Source organism: Deltaproteobacteria bacterium (assembly GCA_029210625.1).
Taxonomy (GTDB): domain Bacteria; phylum Myxococcota; class Myxococcia; order SLRQ01; family SLRQ01; genus JARGFU01.
The window spans coordinates 131,740-155,686 of sequence record JARGFU010000012.1; the positions used below are offsets into that span (position 1 = coordinate 131,740).

The 23,947-nt window shown below is 73.8% G+C and carries 24 protein-coding genes; 8 read left to right on the plus strand and 16 right to left on the minus strand.

The features are described from left to right. Positions 1-6: 6 nt before the first annotated feature. From glmU to P1V51_13125, 4 genes are all read right to left on the minus strand, one after another. Entirely contained in the window at positions 7-1,422 is a 1,416-nt protein-coding gene (gene glmU, locus P1V51_13110) for a bifunctional UDP-N-acetylglucosamine diphosphorylase/glucosamine-1-phosphate N-acetyltransferase GlmU (protein ID MDF1563981.1), read from the minus strand. A gap of 55 nt (positions 1,423-1,477) precedes the next feature. Next, complete coding sequence (locus P1V51_13115; protein ID MDF1563982.1) at positions 1,478-1,831, minus strand: PilZ domain-containing protein; 354 nt, start codon at positions 1,829-1,831, stop codon at positions 1,478-1,480. Between the two features lie 307 nt (positions 1,832-2,138). Further along, complete coding sequence (locus tag P1V51_13120) at positions 2,139-4,469, minus strand: transglycosylase SLT domain-containing protein (protein ID MDF1563983.1); 2,331 nt, start codon at positions 4,467-4,469, stop codon at positions 2,139-2,141. Positions 4,470-4,548: 79 nt separating this feature from the next. Continuing rightward, positions 4,549-5,322: a class I SAM-dependent methyltransferase gene (locus P1V51_13125; protein ID MDF1563984.1), complete on the minus strand. Its 774-nt coding sequence runs from the start codon at positions 5,320-5,322 to the stop codon at positions 4,549-4,551. A gap of 225 nt (positions 5,323-5,547) precedes the next feature. Between P1V51_13125 and P1V51_13130 the strand changes: the two genes are divergently transcribed. Genes P1V51_13130 through P1V51_13140 form a run of 3 tightly spaced genes read left to right on the plus strand, consistent with a single transcriptional unit; the run spans position 5,548 to position 8,860 of the window. Next, a complete protein-coding gene (locus P1V51_13130; protein MDF1563985.1) occupies positions 5,548-7,524 on the plus strand; it encodes a S8 family serine peptidase in 1,977 nt (658 codons plus the stop codon). Further along, the gene (locus tag P1V51_13135; GenBank protein ID MDF1563986.1) at positions 7,524-8,369 is read left to right on the plus strand and encodes an alpha/beta hydrolase; all 846 of its coding nucleotides are present in this window, start codon (positions 7,524-7,526) and stop codon (positions 8,367-8,369) included. The genes P1V51_13130 and P1V51_13135 overlap by 1 nt, the downstream gene beginning before the upstream one ends. Next, the gene (locus P1V51_13140) at positions 8,366-8,860 is read left to right on the plus strand and encodes an AgmX/PglI C-terminal domain-containing protein (protein MDF1563987.1); all 495 of its coding nucleotides are present in this window, start codon (positions 8,366-8,368) and stop codon (positions 8,858-8,860) included. The genes P1V51_13135 and P1V51_13140 overlap by 4 nt, the downstream gene beginning before the upstream one ends. Here P1V51_13140 and plsY read toward each other — a convergent pair. The 6 genes from plsY to P1V51_13170 form a co-directional block, all read right to left on the minus strand. Next, positions 8,832-9,437 carry a glycerol-3-phosphate 1-O-acyltransferase PlsY gene (plsY, locus tag P1V51_13145; protein MDF1563988.1) on the minus strand — a complete coding sequence of 202 codons (606 nt, stop codon included), beginning with the start codon at positions 9,435-9,437 and terminating at the stop codon, positions 8,832-8,834. The two genes, P1V51_13140 and plsY, sit on opposite strands and share 29 nt — an antisense overlap. Beyond that, positions 9,434-9,874: a DUF2752 domain-containing protein gene (locus tag P1V51_13150; protein ID MDF1563989.1), complete on the minus strand. Its 441-nt coding sequence runs from the start codon at positions 9,872-9,874 to the stop codon at positions 9,434-9,436. The genes plsY and P1V51_13150 overlap by 4 nt, the downstream gene beginning before the upstream one ends. Continuing rightward, a complete protein-coding gene (locus P1V51_13155; GenBank protein ID MDF1563990.1) occupies positions 9,871-10,695 on the minus strand; it encodes a Yip1 family protein in 825 nt (274 codons plus the stop codon). Before P1V51_13155 ends, P1V51_13150 begins: the two co-directional genes overlap by 4 nt. Positions 10,696-10,758: 63 nt before the next feature. Next, positions 10,759-12,375: a hypothetical protein gene (locus tag P1V51_13160; protein MDF1563991.1), complete on the minus strand. Its 1,617-nt coding sequence runs from the start codon at positions 12,373-12,375 to the stop codon at positions 10,759-10,761. Beyond that, positions 12,376-15,063 carry a TonB-dependent receptor gene (locus P1V51_13165; protein ID MDF1563992.1) on the minus strand — a complete coding sequence of 896 codons (2,688 nt, stop codon included), beginning with the start codon at positions 15,061-15,063 and terminating at the stop codon, positions 12,376-12,378. Further along, positions 15,063-16,595 carry a serine/threonine-protein kinase gene (locus P1V51_13170; GenBank protein ID MDF1563993.1) on the minus strand — a complete coding sequence of 511 codons (1,533 nt, stop codon included), beginning with the start codon at positions 16,593-16,595 and terminating at the stop codon, positions 15,063-15,065. The genes P1V51_13165 and P1V51_13170 overlap by 1 nt, the downstream gene beginning before the upstream one ends. 153 nt (positions 16,596-16,748) lie before the next feature. Here P1V51_13170 and P1V51_13175 point away from each other — a divergent pair, with 153 nt between their 5' ends. Further along, the gene (locus P1V51_13175) at positions 16,749-17,111 is read left to right on the plus strand and encodes a response regulator (protein MDF1563994.1); all 363 of its coding nucleotides are present in this window, start codon (positions 16,749-16,751) and stop codon (positions 17,109-17,111) included. 9 nt (positions 17,112-17,120) lie between these two features. Here P1V51_13175 and P1V51_13180 read toward each other — a convergent pair whose 3' ends face one another. Both P1V51_13180 and P1V51_13185 read right to left on the minus strand, forming a co-directional pair. Then, a complete protein-coding gene (locus P1V51_13180; protein MDF1563995.1) occupies positions 17,121-17,714 on the minus strand; it encodes an HAD family hydrolase in 594 nt (197 codons plus the stop codon). Between the two features lie 2 nt (positions 17,715-17,716). After that, positions 17,717-18,346: an NAD(P)-binding domain-containing protein gene (locus tag P1V51_13185; GenBank protein MDF1563996.1), complete on the minus strand. Its 630-nt coding sequence runs from the start codon at positions 18,344-18,346 to the stop codon at positions 17,717-17,719. A gap of 142 nt (positions 18,347-18,488) precedes the next feature. On the opposite strand from P1V51_13185, the gene P1V51_13190 reads away from it, so the two are divergent. Both P1V51_13190 and P1V51_13195 read left to right on the plus strand, forming a co-directional pair. Continuing rightward, on the plus strand, positions 18,489-19,424 hold the full coding sequence (locus P1V51_13190) for a cation diffusion facilitator family transporter (protein ID MDF1563997.1): 936 nt from the start codon (positions 18,489-18,491) through the stop codon (positions 19,422-19,424). 7 nt (positions 19,425-19,431) lie between these two features. Beyond that, positions 19,432-19,710 carry a metalloregulator ArsR/SmtB family transcription factor gene (locus tag P1V51_13195; GenBank protein ID MDF1563998.1) on the plus strand — a complete coding sequence of 93 codons (279 nt, stop codon included), beginning with the start codon at positions 19,432-19,434 and terminating at the stop codon, positions 19,708-19,710. Here the strand turns inward: P1V51_13195 and P1V51_13200 are convergent. Beyond that, complete coding sequence (locus tag P1V51_13200) at positions 19,707-20,132, minus strand: thioesterase family protein (protein MDF1563999.1); 426 nt, start codon at positions 20,130-20,132, stop codon at positions 19,707-19,709. The genes P1V51_13195 and P1V51_13200 overlap by 4 nt on opposite strands. Continuing rightward, the gene (locus P1V51_13205; protein ID MDF1564000.1) at positions 20,133-21,278 is read right to left on the minus strand and encodes a trypsin-like serine protease; all 1,146 of its coding nucleotides are present in this window, start codon (positions 21,276-21,278) and stop codon (positions 20,133-20,135) included. A 69-nt stretch (positions 21,279-21,347) separates the two neighbouring features. Here P1V51_13205 and P1V51_13210 point away from each other — a divergent pair, with 69 nt between their 5' ends. Continuing rightward, complete coding sequence (locus P1V51_13210; GenBank protein MDF1564001.1) at positions 21,348-21,854, plus strand: hypothetical protein; 507 nt, start codon at positions 21,348-21,350, stop codon at positions 21,852-21,854. Here P1V51_13210 and P1V51_13215 read toward each other — a convergent pair. Together P1V51_13215 and P1V51_13220 are read right to left on the minus strand one after the other, a co-directional pair. Next, positions 21,827-22,069 (minus strand): hypothetical protein, encoded by a 243-nt coding sequence (locus tag P1V51_13215; protein ID MDF1564002.1) that lies wholly within the window; start codon positions 22,067-22,069, stop codon positions 21,827-21,829. The two genes, P1V51_13210 and P1V51_13215, sit on opposite strands and share 28 nt — an antisense overlap. 10 nt (positions 22,070-22,079) lie before the next feature. Then, on the minus strand, positions 22,080-22,871 hold the full coding sequence (locus P1V51_13220; protein MDF1564003.1) for an RNA methyltransferase: 792 nt from the start codon (positions 22,869-22,871) through the stop codon (positions 22,080-22,082). 112 nt (positions 22,872-22,983) lie between these two features. Here P1V51_13220 and P1V51_13225 point away from each other — a divergent pair, with 112 nt between their 5' ends. Then, a complete protein-coding gene (locus P1V51_13225; GenBank protein MDF1564004.1) occupies positions 22,984-23,886 on the plus strand; it encodes a hypothetical protein in 903 nt (300 codons plus the stop codon). Positions 23,887-23,947 lie beyond the last annotated feature (61 nt).

Here is a 23,947-nt window from a genome sequence, read left to right on the forward strand (position 1 = left end):
CTTCCTCTACTTCTTCTTGCGACGCACCCAACCCTCGAGGTTGCGCTGGCGCGCCCGGGAGAGGCCGAGGCTCTCGGCCGGCACGTCGTGGGTGATGGTCGAGCCGGCGCCGACATAGGCCCCCTGCTCGATGCTGACCGGCGCCACCAGCGCGGTGTTCGAGCCGATGAAGACGCCGGCGCCGATGAGGGTCTGGTGCTTGTGCACCCCGTCGTAGTTGCAGGTGATGGTGCCGGCGCCGATGTTCGCGCCGGGGCCGATCACGGTGTCACCCAGGTAGGTGAGGTGGCCGGCCTTGGTACCCGCCCCGACGATGGCCTTCTTGGTCTCGACGAAGTTCCCGAGGTGGGCCTTCGGCCCCAGGACCGTCCCCGGGCGGACCCGGGCGAAGGGGCCGACGCCGGCGCCCGGCCCGAGGCGGGCCTCCTCGACGACGCAGTAGGGCCGCACCTTGGCCCCCCGCTCGAGGACGGCGTCCCGCAACACCGAGCCCACGCCGACGCGGCAGTCGCTGGCGATCACCGTCGCGCCCTGCAGGTGCACCCCCGCCGCGAGGTGGACGTCGCGGCCGAGCTTCACGCCGACCTCGACGTAGGTGGCGGCGGGGTCCTCGAAGCTCACGCCCGCCTTCAGGTGCTCGCGGTTGATCCGCGCACGCAGGAGGCCCTCGGCCTCGGCCAGCTCGGCGCGGTCGTTCACGCCGAGCACCTCGGCGACCTCCGTGACGCACTTGCCGATGACCCGGTGGCCCTCCTTGCGGGCCAGGGCGACCACGTCGGTGAGGTAGAGCTCCTTCTTCTTCCCCCAGCCCTTCAGCCGGGCGGTCCCCTCGAAGAGGAGCCTCCGGTCGAAGAGGTAGGCGCCGACGTTGATCTCGTCGATCTCCCGCTCGGCCTTGCTGGCGTCCTGGTGCTCGACGATCGCGCTGATCTCCCGCCGGCCCGCCGCGCCCTGCGGCCGGACGATCCGCCCGTAGCCGCTCGGATCGGGCAGGCGCACGGTGAGGAGCGCGGCCTGCTCGCCCTTCCCGGCCGCGAGGAGCTTGCGCAGGGTGGCGGCGGTGCAGAGGGCCAGGTCGCCGTTGAGGACCATCACCTGCTGCGCGCCGCTCGCCTCGACGGCCTTGCGAGCGCAGCGCACGGCGTGGCCGGTGCCCCGCTGCTCCTTCTGCACGACGAAGTCGAGCTCGCCCTCACCGAAGAGGGCCTCCAGGCGGGCGCGGACGGCGTCCCCCTGGTGCCCCACCACCACCACCACCCGGCGCGCGCCGGCGGCCCGGGCCGCGGCGATGGGGAAGTAGCAGAGCGGGCGACCGCAGATCTCGTGGAGGACCTTGGCCTTCCCGGAGCGCATCCGGGTGCCCATCCCGGCGGCGAGGACGACCGCGGTGAAGCTCTTCCTGGTGTCGCGAGCGCGTGGCATGGGGGGGGTCTATCACGCCTCCGGCGCACGCGCGCCAGTGGGAGAGCGCGGCCCTCTAGGCCCGCCGCTCGTCGACGTAAGCCTGGATGGCCTGGCGGTCCCGGTGCTTCAGGTCGACGAAGCGCAGGCCCATCCCGCTGCGGCGGGGACCGTGGTCCCGGGAGTGGACGGCCCGCACCACCTTGCCCAGCACGGTGAAGGCGCGCCCGGCCGGGAGGTGCAGGCGCAGGGTGACGTACTTCCCCTCGGCCAGGGGGCTGCGGCAGCGCAGGAAGGCGCCGCTCCCCGAGAGGTCGGTGAGCCGGCAGCGGCTCCGGCCGTCCCAGGTGAAGATGTCCGCGTGCCCGCCGAAGGCCGCCCGGGGGGCCCGGCGGCGCGTGCTCCACTCGCTGGGGGCGAGGTCGTTCATGGCGTTCCTCCTTCGAAGGATGGGCGGGCCAGGTCGGAGGGTGGGTCGCGGGAAGGTGACGTCTGGGGTGGTCCGCTGGGGTAGAGCGGTAGAACGAAGCATCCGCCGTGCCAGGGCTCCCGACCGGGCGGCTCCGGGAGGCGCCCGTGCCGGATTCGGCTGGAATATCAGCGTCTTGGGGCAGGGAGGGGGCGCCCGCCGCCGGGGCCTCGGGCGCCTCGCGGGTGTCCATTTCCTGCCTCGGAGCCGTGGAAGAGCGGTAACACCGTGGCAGCGCTGTCTCACCCGGGTGACACCCCCCAGGCCCTCAGGGCTGCGGGGGCGCCTTGCCGGTCAGCGGTGTCTTCAGGTCGAGGGGCAGCTCCCCCAGCTCGCCGCCGCCCAGGAGGCGGTACATGGCGTAGAAGGTGATCACCCGGCCGACGTAGCGGCGGGTCTCCTCGAAGGGGATCTCCTCCATCAGCACGTCGAAGGTCCAGCCCCGGTACTGCCAGCGCCAGCGATCCACCGCCGCCTCGCCCGCGTTGTAGGAGGCCAGCGCCAGGCCGAGGTGTCCGTCGAAGCGGGCGAGGAGATCGCCGAGGTAGGCCGAGCCCAGGGTGACGGCGATCTCGGGATCGTAGAGCTGCCAGCCCTGCACCGCGCCCTGCTTGTGGCGGCGGGCCACCGAGCGGGCGGTGGAGAGGAGCATCTGGGTGAGCCCGCGGGCGCCGGCGGTGGAGTGGGCCTTCGGGTCGAAGCCGCTCTCGTTGCGCATCAGCGCCCAGAGCAGCTCGGGATCGACCCGCTCGTCCCGGCGCTCGCTCTCGACCACGGCGGCGAAGGCCCGGGGATAGGAGAGGCGGGCGGCCTCGCGATCGATGGGCGGCGGCTCCTCCAGGCCGCCGGTCCAGGGCAGCGGCGCCATCCGGTGGGAGCGGGGCAGCTCGCCTCCCTGCTCCATCAGCCGGGCCGCGATCCGGCGGCTGTCGCCGTCGACGGTCTCCCGGTTGAGGGAGCCGAGGGCCAGGCGGGCGTCGCGGCGCAGGCCCATGGCGTGGAGCTCCACCGCCTCGGCCACCGCCGGGTGCAGCCGCGCCGAGGGGGGGTCGGACCGCACCTCCAGGAGGGGGGAGTCGACGATCACCCCGGCGTCGGCCAGGCGCCGGCGGGCCAGCAGGCCGTAGATCTGCATCGGCTGATCGGCGGCCAGGCGCCGGTGGGTCTCCCGCCACGCCTCCCGGTCCCCGGCCAGCTCCTGCCAGCGCCCCCGCCAGTAGCGGATGCGGCCCTCCAGGGCCGGATCGATGGGCCGCTCGGGGCTCGAGACGAGGGGCTCGTCCTCGCGGCCGATCAGCTCCAGCGCCGCCTCGGTGTCGCCGTCCAGGTGCTCGAGCCAGGCCAGCCGCCACCGGCAGAGGAGGAGGTGGTCGCTCGCCCCGAGGGCCTCGGCGCGCTCGAGGCAGGTCCGCAGGATCTTCCGCGCCTGCGCCAGATCCCCGAGGCGGCGGGCGCTCTCGGCGCCCTGGTCCAGGGCGTGGAGCCCGACCTCCTCGCCGGGGTAGCGGTCGGCGACCTCATGGTAGGTCTCGAGCGCGAGGTGCCGGCCGGCCCGCGCCCGCAGGCGGCCGAGGCCGAGCATCGCCCTCCCCTCGAGCTCCGGATCCGGCGCGAGCTTCCGGGCGCTCTCCAGCCAGCGCCAGGCGCGCTTGAAGCGGCGCAGGCGGAAGGCGTTCTCACCCAGCAGGAGGTCCAGCTCGGTGCGGGCCGCCCGCGAGGCCCGGCTGGCCAGCTCGGTGCGCAGGCCGAGGAGCACCTGCCGGGTGTAGCGGGGGTGCGCGATGGCGGCCATCCGCCGGGCCCGCTCCAGGAGGTCCTCGGCCTCGAGGGAGAAGGGAGGCAGATCCTCCTTCTCGGCCAGCCGCTCCAGCCCCTGCCGCCCGAGGGGCGCCGTGGCGGCGCTGCGGGGCCAGAGGATGACCACCGCGCGGTAGAGCCCCCGGGCCTCGGCCAGGCGCCGGCGGGCGGCGTCGGCGTCGCCGCGGCGGGCGTGGCGGCGGGCCTCTCTCTCCAGGCAGCGGGCCAGGCGCAGGAAGGCGGTGGGCTCCCGGCGCTCGTGGCGCAGCTCACCGGCGAGCTCGGCGGCCAGAGCGCAGGCCGCCTCGAGCTTGCCCTGCGAGGTGAGCAGATCGATCTCGGCCTCCCGGGCCTCGAACCAGTGCCAGGAGCCGAAGGGGATGGTCTCGTAGAGCTCGAGGGCCGCCTCCAGCTCACCGTCCCCCCGGAGGATCCGGGCCTGCTCGAAGGCGATCAGGCGGCGCAGGCCCGCCGGCACTCCCTCGCTAGCGGTCACCTGCTCGAGCCGGGCGCGCCCCTCGCTCAGGCGCCCCAGGCGCAGGAGGATCAGCCCCTCGAGGGTGGTGGCCCGCAGGCTGCGAGCGAGCGCCTCGTCGGCGGGCGCCTCCTTCCCCTCTCGCAGGGTCTTCAGCGCCGCGGGCAGCTGACCGGCGTCCAGCTGCCGGCCGGCGCGGACGATGCGCTCGAGGGCGAGGGCGGGCAGGAGGTCCGGCGCCTGCGCGTGGACCCCGGCGGGCAGCGCCGCGATCACGAGCGCGGCGAGGAGGCCCCTCTGGAGCGAGCTGCTGGAGACACCGATCATCGACCCGCACCGAGGATAAACCATCGCGGGAGAAACCCCGAAAGCGGCGCAGTGATCCGCCCTCGAGGGGGCGAGGCGATCAGCTCGCCCGGCGGGCGGTGATCGCCGCGGCCGAGCCGAGGCCGAAGCGGTGGATCCGCTCGACGGTGAGCCCTCGCGCCTCCAGGCGGCGAGCGACCTCGTCGGGGGTGACGTGGCGCAGGATGCTCTCGGCCAGGTAGCGGAAGGAGCGGTGGTCGGCGAAGGGCCGCACCAGGAGGGGCACGATGTGCCGCATCCAGAGGGCGTGGAAGCCGCGCCAGAGGGCGGGCCCCTGGGGCGGGAAGCCGTCGAGGATGAAGATCCGCCCGCCGGGGCCGAGCACCCGCACCATGTCGTCGAGGGAGGCGTCGAGGTCCGGGAAGTTGCGCAGGGTGAAGACCGTGGTGACCAGGTCGTAGCTGCCGTCCTCCCGGGGGATGTCGGTGACGTCTCCCTGGAAGTAGGTGGCCTGCGGGTCCCGGGCGCGGGCCTCGATCAGCATCCCCTCGGAGAGGTCCATGCCCTCGATCGTCGCGTCGGGCGCCCGGCCGGCGAGGTGCCGCACGACCCAGCCGGTGCCGCAGCCCACGTCGAGGATCCGCATCCCGGCGTGGAGGGGGAGGGCCTTCAGGGAGCGCCAGCGCCACCAGGAGGTCTGCCCCAGGGAGATGAGGAGGTTCATCGCGTCGTAGCGGCCGGCCAGCCGGTCGAAGACGCCGCGCACGAAGTGCCGCTTGTCGTCGCCGCGCAGCCCCACCGCGACGACGGGCGTCGGCGAGGTCTCCGGCAGGGTCTCGGGTGCCGATTCCTGGATGCGCGCGGGGAGGGCCACGGGATGCTGTATGCCCCCCCGGGCCCCATGAGGCAAGGTGCCCTCGTGAGGTCGCCACCAGCGTGGTATGGACGGTTCGTGCGCGCCATCAAACCGACCCTGTCCCGAAGGGGTAGCGCCGTGCACGTGCTCGTGCTCGTACACGTGCTCGGCCTCTCCCCTGGTACCGCGGAAGCAACGGAGTCGACCGGCTCGAGGAGCGAGATCGCTCCACCGGCCGACGCGGTGGCTCCCCTGCCAGGCGAGCCGCTCCCCTCCCCCCTCGACCTCTACCTCCAGCGCCTCACAGCGACGGTCGAGGGCCGCGGAGCGCTGGCCCTCCCGGCGGTCTTCCCCGACCTGCGCCCCGAGACGCTCGTCCCCCTCTACGCCCGGGCGAAGCCCGGACAGGGCGACGCGCTACGCGCCTCGGTGCTCGCCCTCGGCGGCAGCGCCACCCACCTCTCCCGCGAGATCCACGCCGTGCGCCTCCCCGCCGCCGCGCTGGCGGCCTTCGGCGCCCTCCCCTCCCTCTCCCGGGCCGAGGCCTCCCTCCCCCGCCGTCCCCTGCTCGACACCTCGGTCCCCCTCATCGGCGCCGACCGGGTGCAGACCGGCGAGGGTCTGAACCTGCCCCTGACGGGCAAGGGCGTGATCCTCGGGCTGGTGGACACCGGCCTCGACTATCGCCACCCCGCCTTCGACGACGCGGAGGGCAACCCCCGGGTGCTCGCCCTCTGGGATCAGACCACCTCCGGGACGCCCCCGCCGGGCTTCTCCGAGGGCCACCTCTGCGACGCGGCCAGCATCGCGGACGAGAGCTGCCCCGCCGCCTCGGACCTCGTCGGCCACGGCACCCACGTCGCCGCCACCGCCGGCGGGCGCGACCACGACTACGGCGGCGTCGCCCCCGACGTGCGCTTCGTGGTCGCCAAGAGCCTCTCCTTCACCCTCCTGGCCGAGTCGGCCCGCTGGATCTTCGATCAGGCCGACGCGCTCGGTGAGCCCTGCGTGATCAACATGTCCCTGGGCGGCCACTACGGCCCCCATGACGGCACCCGCCTCGAGGAGCAGGTCCTCGACGACATCTCGGGTCCCGGCCACGTGCTGGCCATCGCCGCCGGCAACGAGGGCCTGTCGAACCTCCACTTCGGCGCCACCCTCGGCGCCGATCCGGTGCGCACGGTCCTCTACGTCGAGCCGGGCTTCGGCTCGGACGGCGGCTTCATCGATCTGTGGTTCGAGGACGACGGCGCCACCCTCGACCTCGCCCTGCGCGACCGGGACGACTCGGTCCTGGCCGAGACCGGCCCGCGCGGCGCCACCGCGCCGGGCACCCTCGTCCTGCGGGACGGCAGCGGCGCCGCCTACGGCCAGGTGCAGATCGCCTGGGAGGGGCCGGACCCGGACAACGGGAAGTACCGGGCCAACGTGGTCCTCGTCCCCTCGACCTCGCCGGACACCACCGCGGGCAACCCGGCGGGCACCTTCTGGGTGCTCTCCCTCACCGGCACCGGCGGAGTCCACGCCTGGATCGCGAGCAACGCGATGCTCGGCGGGGGCGCGGCCTTCGGCAACCGCGAGGGCGGCGACTTCCTGCCCGGCGACAGCCGCACCACCGTGGCCATGCCCGGCACGGCCGCCCGGGCCATCACCGTGGGCGCCCTGACCAGCCGCAAGGCCTGGACCGATCGGGACGGCCGGCCCTTCGAGGAGGCCGCCCTGATCGTCGGAGACCTGGCGGCCTTCTCCTCGGTGGGCCCCACCGGCGATCCCTCGCGCACGGGCCTCAAGCCGGAGATCACCGCGCCGGGCGAGTACATCGCCGCGCCCTTCGGCCGCAACGCCCTCATCATGGACCGCAGCATGATGCTGGAGGAGGACGTCGTCGCCATGCGCGGCACCTCCATGGCCACCCCCCACGTCGCCGGCGTGGTCGCGCTCCTCCTCGAGGCGGACCCCACCCTCGACCCCGAGGCGATCGAGACGATCCTCACCGAGACCGCCACCGCCGACGGCTTCACCGGCGAGGTCCCCAACGACGACTGGGGCCACGGCAAGATCGACGCCTGGGCCGCGGCGGCCCGCCTGGTGGGCGAGCCGGCGCCCCCGGCCGATCCCAAGGGCTGCGGCTGCGCGAGCACCGGGGCCACCCCCGGCCTCGCCGCCCTGCTGCTGGGCGCGGGCCTCCTCGCCCTCGGCCTGCGGAGGCGCCGCGCTTGATGCCGGAGGGCCTCGTCCTCCCGGAGGACCTCCTCTTCGAGGAGCGGATCCCCTTCACCACCGGCGCAAGCGAGCGGGCCCTCTGCGCCCTGCGCCGCCCCGACCTCCCGGCCGGGGCCCCGGCGGTGGTCTACCTGCACGGCGGCGCCTGGCGCTGGGGCGATCGCTTCAGCCGCCTCCTCGACCGGCAGGCACCCCTGGCCCGGGCGGGCTTCGCCACCTTCAGCGCCAGCTACACCCTCACCCCCGAGGCCTGCTTCCCGGCCCAGATCCACGACGCCAAGGCGGCGATCCGCTACCTGCGCGCGAACGCCGGCGCCCTCGGCGTCGATCCCGATCGCATCGGCGTCTTCGGCTCGTCGGCCGGGGGTCACCTGGCCTGCCTCCTGGGCACCAGCATCGGCGTCGCCGAGCTGGAGGGTGAGCGGGGCAGCCCGGGCGCCTCCTCGGCGGTGCAGGCGGTCTGCGCCCTCTTCCCGCCCACCTGCTTCGAGACGATGGACACCTTCCCCGAAGGGGTGGTGCCCGAGCTCGAGCACCGCTCCGCGGCGAGCCCGGAGGGCGGCCTCCTCGGCGGGCCCCTCGAGGAGCGCGCGACGAACGCGCGCCTCGCCAGCCCGCTCACCTGGATCCGCCCGGGCGCCCCGCCCTTCCTGCTGCTGCACGGCCGCGGCGATCCGGTGGTCCCCTTCGGGCAGAGCGAGCAGCTCGTCGAGGGCCTGCGCGCCGAGGGCAACGCGGTCGACCTGATCGCGGCGGACGACCTCGGCCACGGCGGCGACGGCTGGGCCCGCTACCTGCCCGAGGTCATCGCCTTCTTCACGACGCACCTGGGGCGGGCATGAGAGCCGCGGGCGCCCTCCTGCTCCTCGCCCTGACCGGCGCCTGCGCCCACGGCGGCCCCGCCGGCGAGGTGCCGGTGGGCCCCGCGACCTCCCCGGCGGCCACCCCGGCGGAGGGAGCCACCGGCGCCGCGTCGCCCGGCGCCGCCCGCGAGGAGGAGGGAGAGGTCGACGCCCTGCTGCGCAGCCACCTCCCGGAGGTCACCCGCTGCTACGAGCTCCTCCTGAAGGAGGCCCCCGAGTACGGCGGCCGCTTCCTCCTCACCCTCGACGTCGCCCCCGGCGGAGAGCTCGAGGGGCTCACCTTCACCTCCGAGACCTCGGACCCCGCTCCCCTCGAGGGCTGCCTGCGCGCCTCCTTCGAGGGCCTGCGCTTCCCGCCGAGCGAGGCGGGCTTCCTCCTGGAGGTGCCCTTCTCCTTCGCCCCGAAGATCGTCGAGCCCGAGCCCGAGGGCGAAGGCGAGGCTACGCCTTCTCCTCCACCCGCTGGATGATCCGGCGGATGTTGCCGTGGTGCTTGGCGATGACCACCACGGTGATGAGCACGGCCAGCCAGAAGGTCGTGTGGTCGTAGAAGAACCAGATCAGGGTGGGCACCAGCAGCGCGGCCAGGAGGGAGCCGATGCTGGAGATCCGGAAGACCCCGTAGACCATCCCCCAGACCGCGGCGCCGGCGAGCGCCGCCAGGGGCGCCGTGCCCAGGAAGACGCCCAGGGCGGTGGCCACGCCCTTGCCGCCCTTGAACTTCAGGTAGAGGGGGAAGCAGTGGCCCAGGAAGGCGGCGAGGCCGGTGATCGCGATCCAGAGGGTCGGCTGAGCGGTGCGGCCCTCGACGAGGGCCGAGGCGACGAGCACCGGCACCAGCCCCTTGGTGGCGTCGAGGAGCAGGGTCAGCGCGCCGAGGCCCTTGCCCACGGTGCGCGCGACGTTGGTCGCGCCGATGTTGCCGCTGCCCTGCTCGCGCACGTCCACCTTCGCGAAGGTGCGGGCGATGAGCAGACCGAAGGGCACCGAGCCCATCAGGTAGGCGAGCACGACCACCGAGGCCAGGAGGGGGGGGAGCTCGCTCACTGCCAGGTCCCCAGCACGCGGTGGGAGAAGACGAGGTAGGCCCAGTTCGCCAGGATCACGGTGACCAGGGAGAGCTTCAGGCCGAGGGTCGCCCGCCGGGAGAGGGAGAAGCGCGGCCAGCGAAGCCCGAGGGCGAGGCGCAGCACACCGAAGAGGAGCAGGCCGCAGAGCAAGAGGAAGATCGTCGCGCCCAGCGGGGAGACCGCGAAGGCGCTGCCGACCTCGAGGTGCGCCAGCCGGATCCAGGAGCGGGTGAAGCCGCAGGTGAGGCAGGGCAGATCGAAGAGCACGAGGGAGGGGCAGCGGTAGAGGGTGCCCATCGCCTCGAAGGGGAAGAAGCGGGCGACCAGCACCGCCAGCAGGCCGATGCCCAGGTAGACCTCGGCCAGGCCGAGGCGCCGCAGCGGCGCCGGTGAGGGAGCGGCCAGCGGGATCACCCCAGGCCCCCGCCGCCCATCGCCGCGACGACCGAGGCCGCGACGATGCCGTAGAGGAGGCAGCAGCAGAGGCAGCCCAGCGCCACCACCAGCAGCACCGCCGCCGTGGCCTTGCCGCCGGTGGTGCGCTGCAGGTGGATCAGGGCGTAGCCGGAGAGGGCGAGGCTCCAGACCAGGGCGACCATCCCGCCGCAGGCCGGCAGGGCGGCGAAGAGCTGTGGCGCCTGACCGAAGCAGTAGGCCCGGAAGGTGGCGTTGAAGCCGCGGTTGTTCGCGCCGACCATCATCACCATGAGGTGGAGGAGGCCGGCGCCCAGGAAGATCGAGATCACGGAGCTGATGGGGAGGAGGACGAAGCCCAGCCCGCCGTAGAGCAGGTCCATCAGCGGCACCATCTGTCCGATCAGCTCGGCGACCTGCGGATCCCCGCCGGTCATGTTGGCCATCTGCGCCGCCTGGGTCTTCCACTGGATCCAGCCCCAGAGCAGGGCGAAGACCCCGCCGACGGTGGTGGCGATCCAGGCGTAGGAGAAGGCGCCCCGGGTGTCGGAGACCGTCATGGGCTCGAAGAGCTCGCGCGGGTGGAAGAGCGCCTGCTTGGTGGTCTCCAGGAAGCCGGCGAAGAAGCCGCGCTTCTCCCGCTCTTCCCAGGGCGTCCGCGCCTCCGCGGCCGGAGGCTCCGGCGCGGCGGCCGCCGGCTCCTCCCGGGGCTGGGCCCGGGGATCCACGAGGTGGACCCGCATCCCGCAGTGGGGGCAGTCCTGCGGCCCGAAGCTCTCGGTGTCGAAGGTCTGCTGGCAGGTGCTGCATTGAGCTTTCAAGAGGAGGCTCCTTTCCCGCGCATCCTAACCGCAACGCCCCGCTTTCGCACCGAGGGCGACGCCTCAGTTGCAGCAGGAAGCCGGCAGCTCGAAGGGCAGGCAGGTGACGCCGGCGCTCTCCCCCGCGATCTCCCGCAGGTGGCGCCCGGGCCCGAAGTCCTGCGCCGCGCAGAGGGGCAGCTCGCAGAGGTGGGCGACCGCCTCGCAGCAGGTGGCGGGGACGGCCTCCAGCACTGGCGCCCGCATCGTGCCGGTGGTCGGATCGAGGGCGCTCTCGCACCCCTCGCGCAGGCCCAGGCCGGGATCGGGCTCCACCACCGCCACCCGCGCGCCCGGGCCCTGCTCGGGAAGCTGCAGCGCGTCCGGCAGGCCGGCGGCGGCCGTGGGATCGTAGTGGGTGTCGGCCGGGCCCAGGGCGTTGGGCACCCGCCAGCTCTGGGTGGCGAAGCTCGCCCCGACCAGATCGAGGCCGGTGTCGGAGCTCGCGGAGGGGACGCCCTCGACCACCTCGCCGCCCGCGAGGCCGTGGACCACCGAGTAGCCGTAGCGGCCGGTGGGGAGCGCCTGGCACTCGGCGGGGGCGCCCTCGTAGGCGGACGCCAGGTTGCCCGGCGCCAGGTAGGGGATCGTGCAGGCGCGATCGCCGGGCTTCAGCTCGACGAGGGCCACCGGGGGCAGCAGCAGGTCGAGGCCCGGGTGGCGCGCCCGCCGGGTGGCGATCACGCTGGGCCGGGGCGAGGCGACCAGGCGCACCGCGGGGATACCCAGGGCCACCTCCTCGGCCGAGCGCACCCGCTCCAGGATCGTCAGCGGCGTCACCCAGGGCACCCCCTGGCCGCCCAGGATCGGGTGGGGCTCGGGCAGGCCGTCGCCGTCCAGATCCAGGGGACGCAGGTAGAAGGCGTCGGCGAGCGCGTCGTCCTCGTCCTCGATGCCGGCCGCGGCGAAGGCGTCGGCGGTGGCGGCGTCGGCGGTCGAGAGCCGGGTCAGGCGCTGGGGGGAGAGATCGTGCAGGGCGCCCTCGAAGAGGAGGGGGTCGGGCTGCAGCGGGAAGGTCGCCCGGGAGGAGAGCGAGGGAGGCGAGCGCCCGAGGGTGCTGCGCGGCGGCGAGGTCCGCATCACCGCGCCGAGGGTGACCACCACGCCCTCGAGCATGCGCTCCTCGATCGCCTCGCTCTCGGGCACCACGAGCGCGGCCAGCCGCGCACCGCCGGCCTCGAGGGCGGCGCCCACCACGTCGCCGGCGTCCGGCGCGGCGCGCAGCCCGAAGAAGGGGTGGAAGTCGCCGTCGTCGTCGTAGAAGGCCCGGATCTGGTAGCGCCCCGGCGCGATGCCCGGCCAGGCGAAGCTCGCCGAGCGCAGCAGCACCTCGTCGTCCCCGGCGCCGCGGCAGGGGGCCGGCGCGCCGAAGAGGTGATCACCGGGGAGGGTGAGGAGGTTCAGGGGCGCGGTGGCGCTCCCCTCCGGGAAGGGCGGGTCGTCGGCCGAGAAGAGGAAGAGGACGACCCGGCCCGCGACCGAGGGCGAGTCGCCCGCGCAGGTGGGCCGGGGCCCCTGGTAGACCACCGAGCCCTGGATCAGGCCCTTGAGGCCGAGGTCGACGCCGGCCCCGGGGGCCACCTCGGGCTCGGTGCAGGCGGCGGCGAGGAGCGCCAGCGTCAGGAGGATCGCGCGTCTCATCTAGAAGCTCGCCCGCAGGAGGAGACCGAGGCGCCGCTGCAGGCGCTGGCCGAAGGGGTGCTCGCGGTGACCCGCGTCGACGAGGTTGGAGCCGGTGAGGGCCAGCTCGAGGCGGTCGCCGGGGAAGCGGTAGCCCAGCCACGCGTCCAGGACCGTGTAGGCGGGCAGCTCGAAGGCCTCGAAGCGGACCCCCCGCACCTCGTCGGTGACCTGCTCCACCCAGACCGTGCCGGAGCGGAAGCTCAGATCGACGCCCAGCTCGAGGCCGAAGGGCGAGCGGTACTGCAGGCCCGCGCCCAGGGCGTGGGCTGGCGTGCGCCGGTCGGCCTCCCGCCCCTCGAGGCCGCTGGCGTCCTCGGGGCGCGTGTCGTGGAAGGCGTAGCTGAAGTAGGCATCGACGCCCTCGAGGGGGAAGAAGCGGCAGCCCAGCTCGGCGCCGGCTTGCCGGAAGCGGGCGTCGTCGTTCTCGAAGACCAGCTGCCCCACCGGGAAGGCCTCGGCGTCCTCGAGGTAGCCGGGCGCGTCGGTGAGGCCGTAGGGCTCGATCCGGGAGAGCAGGATCTGGCGGGAGACCCGGTTGTAGTAGGCGTTGGCCTCCACCGCGAGGAAGCTCCCCTCGAGCCGGTAGCCCAGCTCGAAGGAGGTGATGACCTCGGGGAGCAGCTCGCGGTTGCCCAGGCCCAGCGCGGTCACGCCCCGCACCGGCGTCTGGTTGGCGAAGTCGAGGTAGCTCTCGACGAAGGTGGGCGAGCGGAAGGCGGAGCCGGCCGAGAGGCGCAGGGCCTGGGTGTCGGTGAAGCGCCAGTTCAGCGCCGCGCGCGGCGAGAGCTGCGGCTGCTCGAGGAGCGGGTGGTGATCGAGGCGACCGGAGAGGGTGAGGCGCAGCCGCGGGTGCAGCACCAGGGCGTCCTCCAGGAAGGCCGAGAGGTGGTGCTCGAGGTGGTCGTCGTCCAGCCAGGACATCACGATGGACTTGAAGCGGTAGCCCGCGCCCACCACCAGCTCGTGAGGCAAGAGGAGGTGGAAGCTGCGGGCGAGGACGACCTCGGCGTCGACCGCGTGGGAGGCCAGATCGTCGATGCGGGTCTCGACGCTCCCGAGGGGCGAGGCGAAGTCGCCCACGTCGGCCCGGTAGAGGTTCCAGTAGGCGCGGGCCTCGACGCCCCAGGGCGTGGAGAGGGAGAGGTGGGTCTGGCCGAAGACCGAGTCGCGGGCGTGGAGCTCGCGCAGGCGCCCGATCCCCAGGAAGGTCTGGGAGCCCCCGGTCAGGCCCGCGCCGCCTCGCAGGGTGAAGCCCCGCGCCGGCCGCAGCGTCAGGTCGAGGCGGGCCCCGAGGTTGCGCAGGCCGATCTGGGGCTGCTCGGGGAAGACGAGGAGGTCCGCCCGCTCGGGATCCACCGGCAGGGAGTGCTGCTGGGCCTGCTGCCCGTGGGCGCTCGCCCGCCAGGCCAGGCCCTTCTCGGTGCGGCCGGAGAGCACGGTCTGGAGGCCGAGGGTGCCGCCCTCACCGGCCCGCAGCGAGAGGTGCACCCGCTCCTCGCCGGGATCGCGCAGGACGATGTTGATGATCCCGCTGAAGGCGTCGGCGCCGTAGAGCGCCGAGGCCGGGCCGCGGATCACCTCGATGCGCTCGATCTCGTCGCGGGCCACCGGGAGCGCGGGCCAGAGGGTCGTCCCGAGGAAGTCGAGGTAGACCGAGCGGCCGTCGATGAGCACCAGCACTTTGTTCGAGAGGCGCTGGTTCAGGCCGCGGATCGAGACCTGGGAGTCGCCCGGGGTCAGGGTCATCACCTCGACCCCGGCGGCGCGGCGCAGGATGGCGGCCAGATCGCTCGCCCCGGAGAGCCGCAGATCCTGCTCGCTCACCGCCGCGGTGGCCCCCGGCGCGTCGAGGGGAGAGGCCGCCAGGCGCGAGGCCGCGACCACCTGCTCGGCGTAGACCTCCTCGTCGGGCAGCTCGTCCGGCACCTCGTTGCGCGGCCGGGCCGGCGCCTCGGGCTCCCGCGCGGCGGCGCCCTCCCCCGCTCCGGTCTCGTCGGCGACGCCGGCCTCTCCACTCCCGGCCACCGTGACGGCGGCGTCGGGGGCCGCCCCGGGGTCCTCGCTGGCCGCGGCGGGGGCAGGCGCGAGGCTCGCGCTCCGGGCGATGGCCCCGAGGGCCTCGGCCCGCGCCTCGAGCTCGGGGCTGTGAGTGAGCCGCGCCAGGTCGAGGAGGAGGGCCGCGGAGCGATCGAGCTCGCCCCGGGCCTCGGCGCCCAGGGTCAGGGTCTCCTCTCCGCGGGAGGCCCTCTCGCGGGCGGCCTCGGCCTCGGCCTCCGCGGCCCGGGCGGCCTCGAGCTCCTCGCGCTGCATGGCCTCGAGGGTGGTGACGATCGCCTCCACCTTGCTGCGGTCCGCGGGGTCGCTCTCGAGGTAGCGCCGGTAGTAGTGCAGCGCCCGCTCGGGCTCCCCGGCGTCGGTCCAGGCGCGGGCGATGTTGAAGATCACGACCGGGTGCGGCTTGAGCTCGTAGGCCCGCTCGAGCGCGGCGACGCCCTCCTCGTACTCGCCGGTCCGGATCAGCTCCATCCCCCGGGCGAAGTGCTTCTTGGCCTCGCGCCGGAGGTCCGCGCGCGCGGGGAGCACCGGCAGGAGGAGCGCGGCGAGGAGGAGGCCGAGGACGAGACGGGGGGAGCGGACGGCGAGCATCAGTAGGGATCGTCCTTGTAGCCCTCCGGCGGGCGCTCCTCGCCGGCGGGCTTCTCGGGCCGCTTCGGCCGGCGGGGCTTCCGGGGCTTCCGGGGCAGCGCCTCGAGCTCGGCCTCCAGCGACATCGGCCCGGCGAGCACCTCCAGGGGCAGCTCGACGCCGCGCCACCCCTCGAGCTCGAAGCCGAGGCGCAGCTCGCTCCCGGGCGCGGGGCTGCCCGGCAGGCGCACCTCGGCGCAGGGGGTCGCCTCGCAGAGGACGGCCTCGCCCAGCTTCACCCGGGCGCCCTCAGGCCGGGAGCCGAGGCTCAAGAGGCCCAGGACGGGGACGCCGGAGGGCTCGTCGGGGGTGGGCGCGGGCGTGGGCGCGACCACGGGGGGCGCCGGGCGGGCGGGCCCCGGAGGATGCTCCGCCCGCTGCCCCACCACCCAGGCCGCCGCCGCTCCGAGCGCCGCCACGGCGACGAGGACGAGCCCCAGGATCAGCGCGGTCTTGCGCCGCTCCTTGATCGGGGGACCCGTGTCGATGGCGCTGATCTCGAGGGAGTCGTCCAGCGGCGCCATCGAGGCCATCACCCGCTCGACCGCGGCGGTGGAGAGCGAGCGCGAGGTGCTCGAGCCCTCGGGGAGGGCGACCTCGGCCGCCGCCGCCGCCGTTCGCAGGGCGGCGATCAGCTCCTCCATCGAGGCGTAGCGGTTCATCGGCGCCTTCTCGAGGCAGCGCCGCGCGACCTCCTCCAGGAAGGGCACCTCCGGCGCGTCCGGCGCGATCTCGGCCATGGAGGGCAGCGGCTCGTTGAGGTGCGCCAGGAGCACGTCCATGGGGGCGGGCCGCTCGAAGGGCGGGCGGCCGCAGGCCATCTCGTAGAGGATCGCGCCGAGGGCGTAGATGTCCGAGCGCGCGTCGACCGGCTGGCCGCGGATCTGCTCGGGCGGCATGTACTTCGGGCTGCCCATGAACTGCCCGGTGAGGGTGAGGTCCTGATCGGGGCCCTTCACCACCTTCACCAGCCCGAAGTCGAGGACCTTCACGTAGTCGGGATCCTCGTCGTTCTGCACCAGGAAGATGTTGCCGGGCTTCAGATCCCGGTGGATCACCCCGAGGCCGTGGGCCTCGCGCAGGCTGCGGGCGATCTGCAGGGCGATGTGCACCGCGCGGCCCGGCTCGAAGGGCGCCTGCTGGTGGATCGCGTGGCGCAGGGAGAGGCCCTCGAGCAGCTCCATCGCGATGTAGTAGACGTCGTCGTCGGTGCGCCCGTAGTCGAAGATCGTGACGGTGTTCGGGTGCTTGAGCCGGGCGCAGATCGAGGCCTCGAGGAGGAAGCGCCGGCGGAAGTCGGGATCGTCCGTCGCGTCGTTCACCGCGAGGATCTTCAGGGCGACCTGCCGGCCGAGGGGCTGCTGCTCGGCCCGGTACACCCTCCCCATGCCCCCCTTGGCGAGGAGCGAGAGGACCTCGTACCGGTCCGAGATGATCCGCCCGAGGAGCGGATCCGGAGCCCTGCCGGCCCCCTGGTCTGCCGCGTTTCCCATGTCCCCCGGGTTGCTCGTGAACCCGCCTGACCTCCCGGGCGAGGGTAACGCGAAAGCCTCCGGGGGTGCACCTCCCCTGCGCGGTCGTCTCCGGCCGGGCGACCGGCTGCCCGGACCGTTGTGAAAGGCTGGAAGACGGCTATGGTGCGGCCCGTGGCCTCGATCCTGATCATCGATGACGACGTCGCGGTGGCCCGGCTGCTGGGGGAGGCCCTCGCCAAGGCCGGCCACGCGGTGAAGATCGCCACGGGCGGGAGCGCCGGGCTGCAGTACGCCCTGCGGACCCGGCCGGAGGTGATCGTCTGCGACGTCGTGATGCCCGGCCTCGACGGCTGGGGGGTCCTGCGGCCGGACTCCGAGGTCCAGGACATCGACGCCGTGGCCGCCGCCCTCTCCTGGGCCGACGGCGAGTTCAGCTTCGACAGCGACGAGGTGCTCGTCGAGGATCGCATCGGCATGGGCACGACCGGCCTGCTGATGGAGGCGGCCCGCCGCCTCGACGAGGCCGGCCGCTAGGGAGCGTCCCTAGTCGAGGTCGAGGACCTCGGCGAGGCTCTCCAGGCGCCGGTCACCCGGGCGACGGAAACCGGCGAAGCGCATCCCCGCCGCGGCCGCCGCCTCGGCGTCGAAGCGCGAGTCGCCGATCATCCAGGCGCTGGCGGGGTCGCAGCCCAGCGCCTCGCAGGCCAGCAGCAGGAGATCGGGGGCCGGCTTCGAGCCGACGCCGGGCCGGGCCCCGACGATCCGCTCCGGGCGCAGGCCGCCGCCGGCCACCACCCCCTCGGCCAGCGCCTGCGGCGTGTTGGTGACCACCGAGGAGCGCTGCCCCCGGGAGGAGAGGGCCTCGAAGAGCTCGACCCCGCCGGGCTCGTAGCGCATCGCCCCGGTGTGCTCGAGGAAGTGCGCGTCGTAGTAGTCCGAGACCTCCTCGGGCGTCCGGCCGGGGAACCAGCTCAGCACGTCCGCCTCCAGCCCCTGCCCCCAACCGGCGTCGAAGGACGCGTCGCTGATGGGGGGCGCGCCGAAGTGGCGGGCCGTGGCCCGGCAGAGCGAGCGCCAGACCTCGTAGGAGTGCACGAGCACTCCGTCCAGATCGAAGAGGAGCGGCGGCGGGGCCACGTTCAGTCGAGCTCGAGCGAGGCGCGGATCTGGGCGACCGTGAACTCCGAGTTCCAGACCTCGCTGCCCGGCTCGAGGAGGACCCCCTGGTCGAGGCCGCCCACCCGGAAGGGCTCGAAGCCCGAGTCGCGAACCAGCTGCTCGGCCACCGCGAAGGCCTCCTCGTGGTCCGCGGCCAGCGGCACCCCCACCTGCTCCCCGCTGCGGTGCGCCTCCATCAGGAGGGTCTTCCAGAAGATCGTGTTGTAGGCCTTCACCACCATCGCCCCCGGGAAGCAGTCGGCGACGAAGCGGCCCGAGCCGCGGCCGTCGTGCTTGATCTTCAGGGCCAGGTCACCATCCCGCTGCCGGAAGACGTTACCGGCGTCGAGGATCACCTTCCCCTCGATCGCGGCGGCGTGGGCCTCGCCCAGATCCTCGACCGCCGCGAAGGGCACCGCGAGGAAGATCACCTCGCCCTGGCGCATGGCCTCCTCGACGGTGACCGCGTGAGCAGAGCCGACCATCTCCCGGACCTTGGACTCCAGGCTCTCCGGGTGCCGAGACGAGAGCAGGATCTCGTGGCCGGCCCGGGCCCAGAGGGCGCCCAGGTTGGCGCCCATCATTCCACCGCCAATGATGCCGATCTTCATGCAGTTCCGGTCGTGCTGGTCTCTTCGGCCCCCGGTGTCCGAAAGGATCACCCTTCCAGCCCGATCTCGCAAGTTCCGCCCCCCTTGCCCTCGGGCGAGGGATGAAATATGAAGGATGCTTCATATAAAGAAGTCCCCCCCGATGCACACCCACGCCCATCCCCACGACGACGACGGCTCGGCCCCGATCCGGGCCCTGAAGCTCTCGCTCTGGCTGAACCTCGGCTTCCTGCTGGTCGAGGCGGGCGTGGGCCTGTGGACCAACTCCCTGGCCCTGCTCTCGGACGCCGCCCACATGCTCGGCGACGTGGCGGCGCTCGTCATCGCCCTGATCGCCGCCCGCCTGGCCGAGGTGGCGGCGAACCACCAGCGCACCTACGGCCTGCAGCGGGCCGAGGTCCTCGGCGGCTTCTTCAACGCGGTGACCATGCTGGTCCTCATCGTCTGGATCTGCGTGGAGGCCGTGCGGCGGATCAACGCCGGGGCCCCCGAGCTCGCGGGGATGCCGATCCTGCTGGTCGGCGCCGCCGGCCTCTTCATCAACCTCGCGAGCGCCTGGGTCCTCTACCGCTCCGGCCGCGACAACCTCAACGTTCGCGGCGCGCTCCTCCACATGCTCGCCGACGCCCTGGGCTCGGTGGGCGCCATCGTCGCCGCCCTCCTGGTGATGGCCGGCTACCCCGCCGCCGACGCGGTCGTCAGCTTCCTCATCGCCGGGCTGATCCTGGCGGGCACCTGGACCCTGCTGCGCGACTCGACCCGGATCCTCCTGGAGCTGCCGCCGAACGGCTTCGACGTCGCGGGCCTGGAGCAGGCGGTGCTGGAGAGCCCGGAGGTGGTCTCGGTCCACGACCTCCACGTCTGGAGCCTGGCCGGCGCCGAGCCCATCGTCACCGCCCACCTGGTGCTCCCCGAGAGCGCCGAGCCCGCCCGGGTGCGGCAGGCCATCGAGTGCCGCCTGCGCGACGACTTCGGCATCACCCACCTCACCCTGCAGTTCGAGGACGTGGGGGGCGAGGTCTGCGGGCTGCACCACTGCGGCGGCTCGGAGAACGGAGGCCACCCTGAGCACCACTGAAGACCAGATCGAGGCGACCGCCCGGCTCTTCAAGGCCCTGGCCCACCCCGGCCGCCTGCAGGTGCTCCTCCTCCTCGCCGAAGAGGAGCCTCGCAGCGCGGGCGACCTGGCCCGCGCGACGGGCCTGGAGCAGACCGCCCTCTCCCATCAGCTCTCCGAGCTGCGCAAGGCGCGGCTGGTGGAGGCGCAGCGCGAGGGCCGCCAGCGCCTCTACCGCCTCGCCGACCACCACGTGGCGCACATCGTGAAGGACGCCCTCGCCCACGCGGGCGAGGAGCACGACTAGAGGGCCTCGATGGCCTCGCGGATCGCCGGCGGCACCGCGACCTTCTCCCCCGTGGCGTAGTCGAGGAGCACGATCCTGCCGTCGCCGATCGCGGCCAGGCCCTTCGCCTCGGAGAAGATCGCGTACTCCATGGTGAAGCGATCCTCGCCCAGGTCGACGATCCGGGTCCCCACCGTGATCCGGTCCGGCCAGGTGATGGGCGCCCGGAAGACGCAGGAGGTCTTCGCGAGGATCGGCCCCTCTCCGGTCGCCTCCATGTGGGCGTTCAGGCCGATGGCCTCGAAGGCCGCCATCCGGGCGTCCTCGAAGAAGCGGAAGTAGACGGTGTTGTTGAGGTGCCCCAGGGCGTCCATCTGCCCCCAGGCCACCGGCTGCTCCACCCGGATGGGATAGTCCTCGAGCCTCGGTGTCCCGCCGCTCATCTAGAAGCAGACGGTGTAGCCGAGGTTCTGGTCGAGGCCGCAGGAGAGGCCGCACTCGGCGCAGCGGCGAGTCTTCACCTGGCCGCCCTCGCACCAGACGGCGCTCGTGCCGTCGCAGCGGCCCTGCCAGGTCTCGCCGCCGCAGGGATCGACGCAGCGGAAGAGCCCATCGCCGTTCTGCTGGCAGACCTCGTCGGTGGCGCTGCAGTCGATCGTGATCGGCAGATCGTTCTCGCAGTAGGTGGTGCTGTTGCCGGCGCAGGAGCCCTCGGGGGTGACCGCGCCGCAGCCCGGCGCGTACTCGTCGAGGAAGTGGGCCTCGGAGTCGGTGAGGCAGTAGTGGTCCTGGTTGCCGCAGTCGGGATCGCCGTAGGAGAGGGTGCCGATGACCTTCACGCCCTCGCCGGGGAAGTGCCGCAGCAGCGGGCCGCCCGAGTCACCGAAGCAGACCCCGGCCACCCCGTGGCCGTCGATCGTGAGGTCGAAGGAGGTGAGATCGACGAGCTCCTCCACCGCCCAGTAGCGCAGGTTGTTGTAGAAGTCGCAGTTGGAGTCGATGCAGCCGAAGCCCACCGCCTGCACGTTCTGGCGCAGCACCTCGGCGGCGTTCATGGCGGTCCGGTTGAAGGGGATGGGCACCAGGTCGGGCACCTCCGCCGTGAGCGGGGTGTCGAAGATCAGGAGGGCCTGATCGTGGGCCGCCCCGGAGCTGCGGGCGTTGTACCAGGGGTCCTTCACCACCTGGACGGGCTGGACGAAGGCGCGCAGGCGCTCGGTGTTGTCTCCGATGCCGAAGCCGAAGGTGCTGGCCGCCTGCACGTTGCCGCGGCGATCGACCACGCAGTGGGCCGCCGTCAGCACCACGGTCGGCGCCACGACCGTGCCGGTGCAGATGGACGACCAGCCCCAGCCGGTGTCGCTCATGATCGCGCCGACGGCGAGCGCCTGCCCGTCGGTCAGGGGCACCACGGTCGGGTCCCAGGTGTCGTCGCCGTTGACGATGTTCGAGCTGCCGCTCCCCAGGGTCCCGCGGGTGTCTCCGCACTCGAGGGGCCCGTCGGGCTCCTCGGCGGGGCAGGCCGCCGAGAGGAGGAGGGTGAGAAGCAGGCTCGTGGCGAGGATCGGGGTGTTGGGCTTGGACGACATGCTGCCCCTTTACGTCATGGCGGGCCCGGAAGACAGCCGGGAGCCCAAAAGGTAATGGTAGTCCCTGGCATGCACCTCCACCCCCCCCTCTTCCTCGCGCTCCTCGGGCTGGCGGCCTGCGCGGCCACCCCCCGGCCGGACGCCCGGGCACCGGAGATCCCGCCCATGACCTTCGAAGACCAGGTCGCGAAGCTCGTGCAGGCCCTCGAGGCCGCCGCCCCTCCGGGTGTCCGCGTCCAGGTGGACGAGAGCACCCCCGAGACCCTGGGCTGGGAGGCGGCCGAGGGCACCCCCGCCCGGATCCTGGCGCTCTGGGCGCCCAGCGGCGTCAACCGCCACCTGGGCCTGCTCCCCGGGGGCGAAAGCTACGCGCCCCTCGCGGCCATGCGAGCCCAGGCGCCCCACGAGCGGGGCGGCCCGCCGCGGCAGATCGCGAGCGGCCCCGGTCTCCTGGTGGTCGACGCCCCCTCGCCGATGGTGGCCCTCACCCTCGAGGTGGAGCGGCGCGACGGCCCGCTCCTCCAGCGCACCCTCGACGCGGCGTTCGCTCAGTCGGGCGTGGAGCCCTCGGACTGATCGGGCCAGTCCTCCACCCGGCGCACCAGCCAGGAGGACTCGATGGGGACCAGGCAGTAGCGGTGCGGGTAGTCGCGGTCCACCCGCTCCTGGACCTCGTCGATCCGGTAGAAGGCGTCCTCGATCCGCACCGTGCAGGTCTCGCTCCAGGGCTTGGGCCGGCTCGACTCGATCACCCACATCTCCCCGAGGCGCTCGAGCCACGACGCGCTCATGATCACCAGTCTACCGTGCGCGCAGGGCGTAGAGCAGGATCGCCGCCGCGGCGTGCACCGAGTAGGAGTCGACCCCCTCGGCCATCGGGATCGAGACCGCGTGGTCCATCGACGGGACCAGGGTCTCCGGGAGGCCGAAGGCCTCCGAGCCCATGCAGATCGCCCAGCGCGCGTCCGCGGGGGGCACGACCTCGTCGAGGGGACGGCCCCCGGTGGTGACCGCCGCCAGGGTCTCGACCTCGCTGGCCTCGAGCGCCTCGAGCAGCTGCTCCGGGGCGTCGAAGCGGATCACCGGGATGCGAAAGAGGCTGCCCCGGGAGATCCGCACCGCCCGCGGGTGGTAGGGATCCCCCACGCCGGTGATGACGAAGGCGTCCGCCCCGCCAGCCAGCGCCGTCCGGGCGAGCGCGCCGAGGTTGCCGGGATCGTCGACGCCGACGGCGACGAGGACGCGGCAGGGGCCGGCCGCGGGGAGCACCTCCCGGAGCTCCCGGGGTCCGGGCAGGCGGATCAGCGCCGCCAGCGCGCCGGTCTCCCGGCCGCCCGTCGCTTTCAGCAGCGCCTCGTCCGGTGCCTCGACGAGCTCGACGCCGGCGGCCTCCAGCCGCTCGAGGAGCCGACGCGCGCGCTCGTCCTCGCGGGAGGTCAGGGACGCACCGAAGACCGCGCTCTCGATCGCGAGCCCCGCGGCGAGGGCCCGCTCGATCAGGCGGAAGCCCTCGACGGCGAAGAGGCCCGAGACCTCCCGGCCCCGGGGGGTGGACGAGCGCTCGATCGCGGCGGTGAGGGACTTCCAGTGCATGACTCCGCGCATCCTACTCCAGGGGCGCGCCGGTGTTCCCCGCCGGCCGGGGCGCGAGCAGGTCGACGGGCCGGTGTGATCTTCGGCACACTCCTCGCAATGGGTACGGGGCGTGAGACCCCTCCTGACCGCGCTCGTGCTGCTCCTCGGACCGCTCCCGGCCCTCGCCGACGGTCCGCAAGCGCCCGGATTCGTTCCCTTCGAGGCGAGCCAGGGGGTGGATCCCGGCGCCGCGGAGCCCGAAGAGGGCGAGCCGACGCCGCCCCTGGTGCGGGCTCCGGAGTCACAGGTGTGCGAGGAGGGCACCGCGCCCTGCGAAGAGCCGGTGGCGTCTCCCCGCAAGCCCCGGCCGGCCAGCGCCCCGAGCGGCGGCGGCCTGAACCTCTCCGGCCTGAAGGTCGGCAGCTGCGGCGGCTCCGGCGGCGGCGAGGCCGCGCTGCTGGTCGCCGTGATCGCGGTGGCGGCGGCCCCGATCGTCATCTACGCCGTCGATGGGCCGCCGACCCCCGAGGCGAAGGAGGCGTGGAGGGCACCCGGCGCCAGCCTGCGCCTGCACAGCCTCTACACCGGCGGGTCGGACGTCACCCTCGGACTCACCACCACCTCGACCCTGGGTCCGGTGGGCCTCGAGGCGAACGCCGAGCGCGCCGTCCCCGGCCGCTTCTACACCCTCTCGGGCGCGCTCCTGCTCCGGCCTCCCCCGAAGATGCACATCGAGGCCGCCTTCGCCCTCGGCCTGCGCCGGACCGCCTCCGAGCTCGAGACCCGCACGGGCCTGGAGCTCGCCGTCCCCTACCGGGTGCTCTTCGTCCCCCGCCGCAACCGCGGCCACGCCCTCTACCTGCGCCCGGCCGTCTTCTTCGGAGAGGAGGGCATCGACGCCCGCCTCGACCTCGGCCTCGACCTGGCGGTCGGCCCGCTGGAGGCCCAGCTCGGCATGCGCGCCTTCTCATTCGACGAGAGCGTGGAGGTCGGCTTCTTCGCCGGCCTCGGCGGCCGGCTGCGGCGCACCTAGCCTTCCGGACGAAAGACCGGCTCGAGCCCGCGGCCTCCCCGCGGCCGACCCTCAGGGCGCG

What these genes read in the sequence shown, in the direction of transcription:
- glmU (MDF1563981.1), bottom strand. Translation starts at nt 1,422, where the DNA reads ATGCCACGCGCTCGCGACACCAGGAAGAGCTTCACCGCGGTCGTCCTC.
- P1V51_13115 (MDF1563982.1), bottom strand. Translation starts at nt 1,831, where the DNA reads ATGAACGACCTCGCCCCCAGCGAGTGGAGCACGCGCCGCCGGGCCCCC.
- P1V51_13120 (MDF1563983.1), bottom strand. Translation starts at nt 4,469, where the DNA reads ATGATCGGTGTCTCCAGCAGCTCGCTCCAGAGGGGCCTCCTCGCCGCG.
- P1V51_13135 (MDF1563986.1), top strand. Translation starts at nt 7,524, where the DNA reads ATGCCGGAGGGCCTCGTCCTCCCGGAGGACCTCCTCTTCGAGGAGCGG.
- P1V51_13140 (MDF1563987.1), top strand. Translation starts at nt 8,366, where the DNA reads ATGAGAGCCGCGGGCGCCCTCCTGCTCCTCGCCCTGACCGGCGCCTGC.
- P1V51_13160 (MDF1563991.1), bottom strand. Translation starts at nt 12,375, where the DNA reads ATGAGACGCGCGATCCTCCTGACGCTGGCGCTCCTCGCCGCCGCCTGC.
- P1V51_13165 (MDF1563992.1), bottom strand. Translation starts at nt 15,063, where the DNA reads ATGCTCGCCGTCCGCTCCCCCCGTCTCGTCCTCGGCCTCCTCCTCGCC.
- P1V51_13170 (MDF1563993.1), bottom strand. Translation starts at nt 16,595, where the DNA reads ATGGGAAACGCGGCAGACCAGGGGGCCGGCAGGGCTCCGGATCCGCTC.
- P1V51_13185 (MDF1563996.1), bottom strand. Translation starts at nt 18,346, where the DNA reads ATGAAGATCGGCATCATTGGCGGTGGAATGATGGGCGCCAACCTGGGC.
- P1V51_13190 (MDF1563997.1), top strand. Translation starts at nt 18,489, where the DNA reads ATGCACACCCACGCCCATCCCCACGACGACGACGGCTCGGCCCCGATC.
- P1V51_13200 (MDF1563999.1), bottom strand. Translation starts at nt 20,132, where the DNA reads ATGAGCGGCGGGACACCGAGGCTCGAGGACTATCCCATCCGGGTGGAG.
- P1V51_13205 (MDF1564000.1), bottom strand. Translation starts at nt 21,278, where the DNA reads ATGTCGTCCAAGCCCAACACCCCGATCCTCGCCACGAGCCTGCTTCTC.
- P1V51_13210 (MDF1564001.1), top strand. Translation starts at nt 21,348, where the DNA reads ATGCACCTCCACCCCCCCCTCTTCCTCGCGCTCCTCGGGCTGGCGGCC.
- P1V51_13215 (MDF1564002.1), bottom strand. Translation starts at nt 22,069, where the DNA reads ATGAGCGCGTCGTGGCTCGAGCGCCTCGGGGAGATGTGGGTGATCGAG.
- P1V51_13220 (MDF1564003.1), bottom strand. Translation starts at nt 22,871, where the DNA reads ATGCACTGGAAGTCCCTCACCGCCGCGATCGAGCGCTCGTCCACCCCC.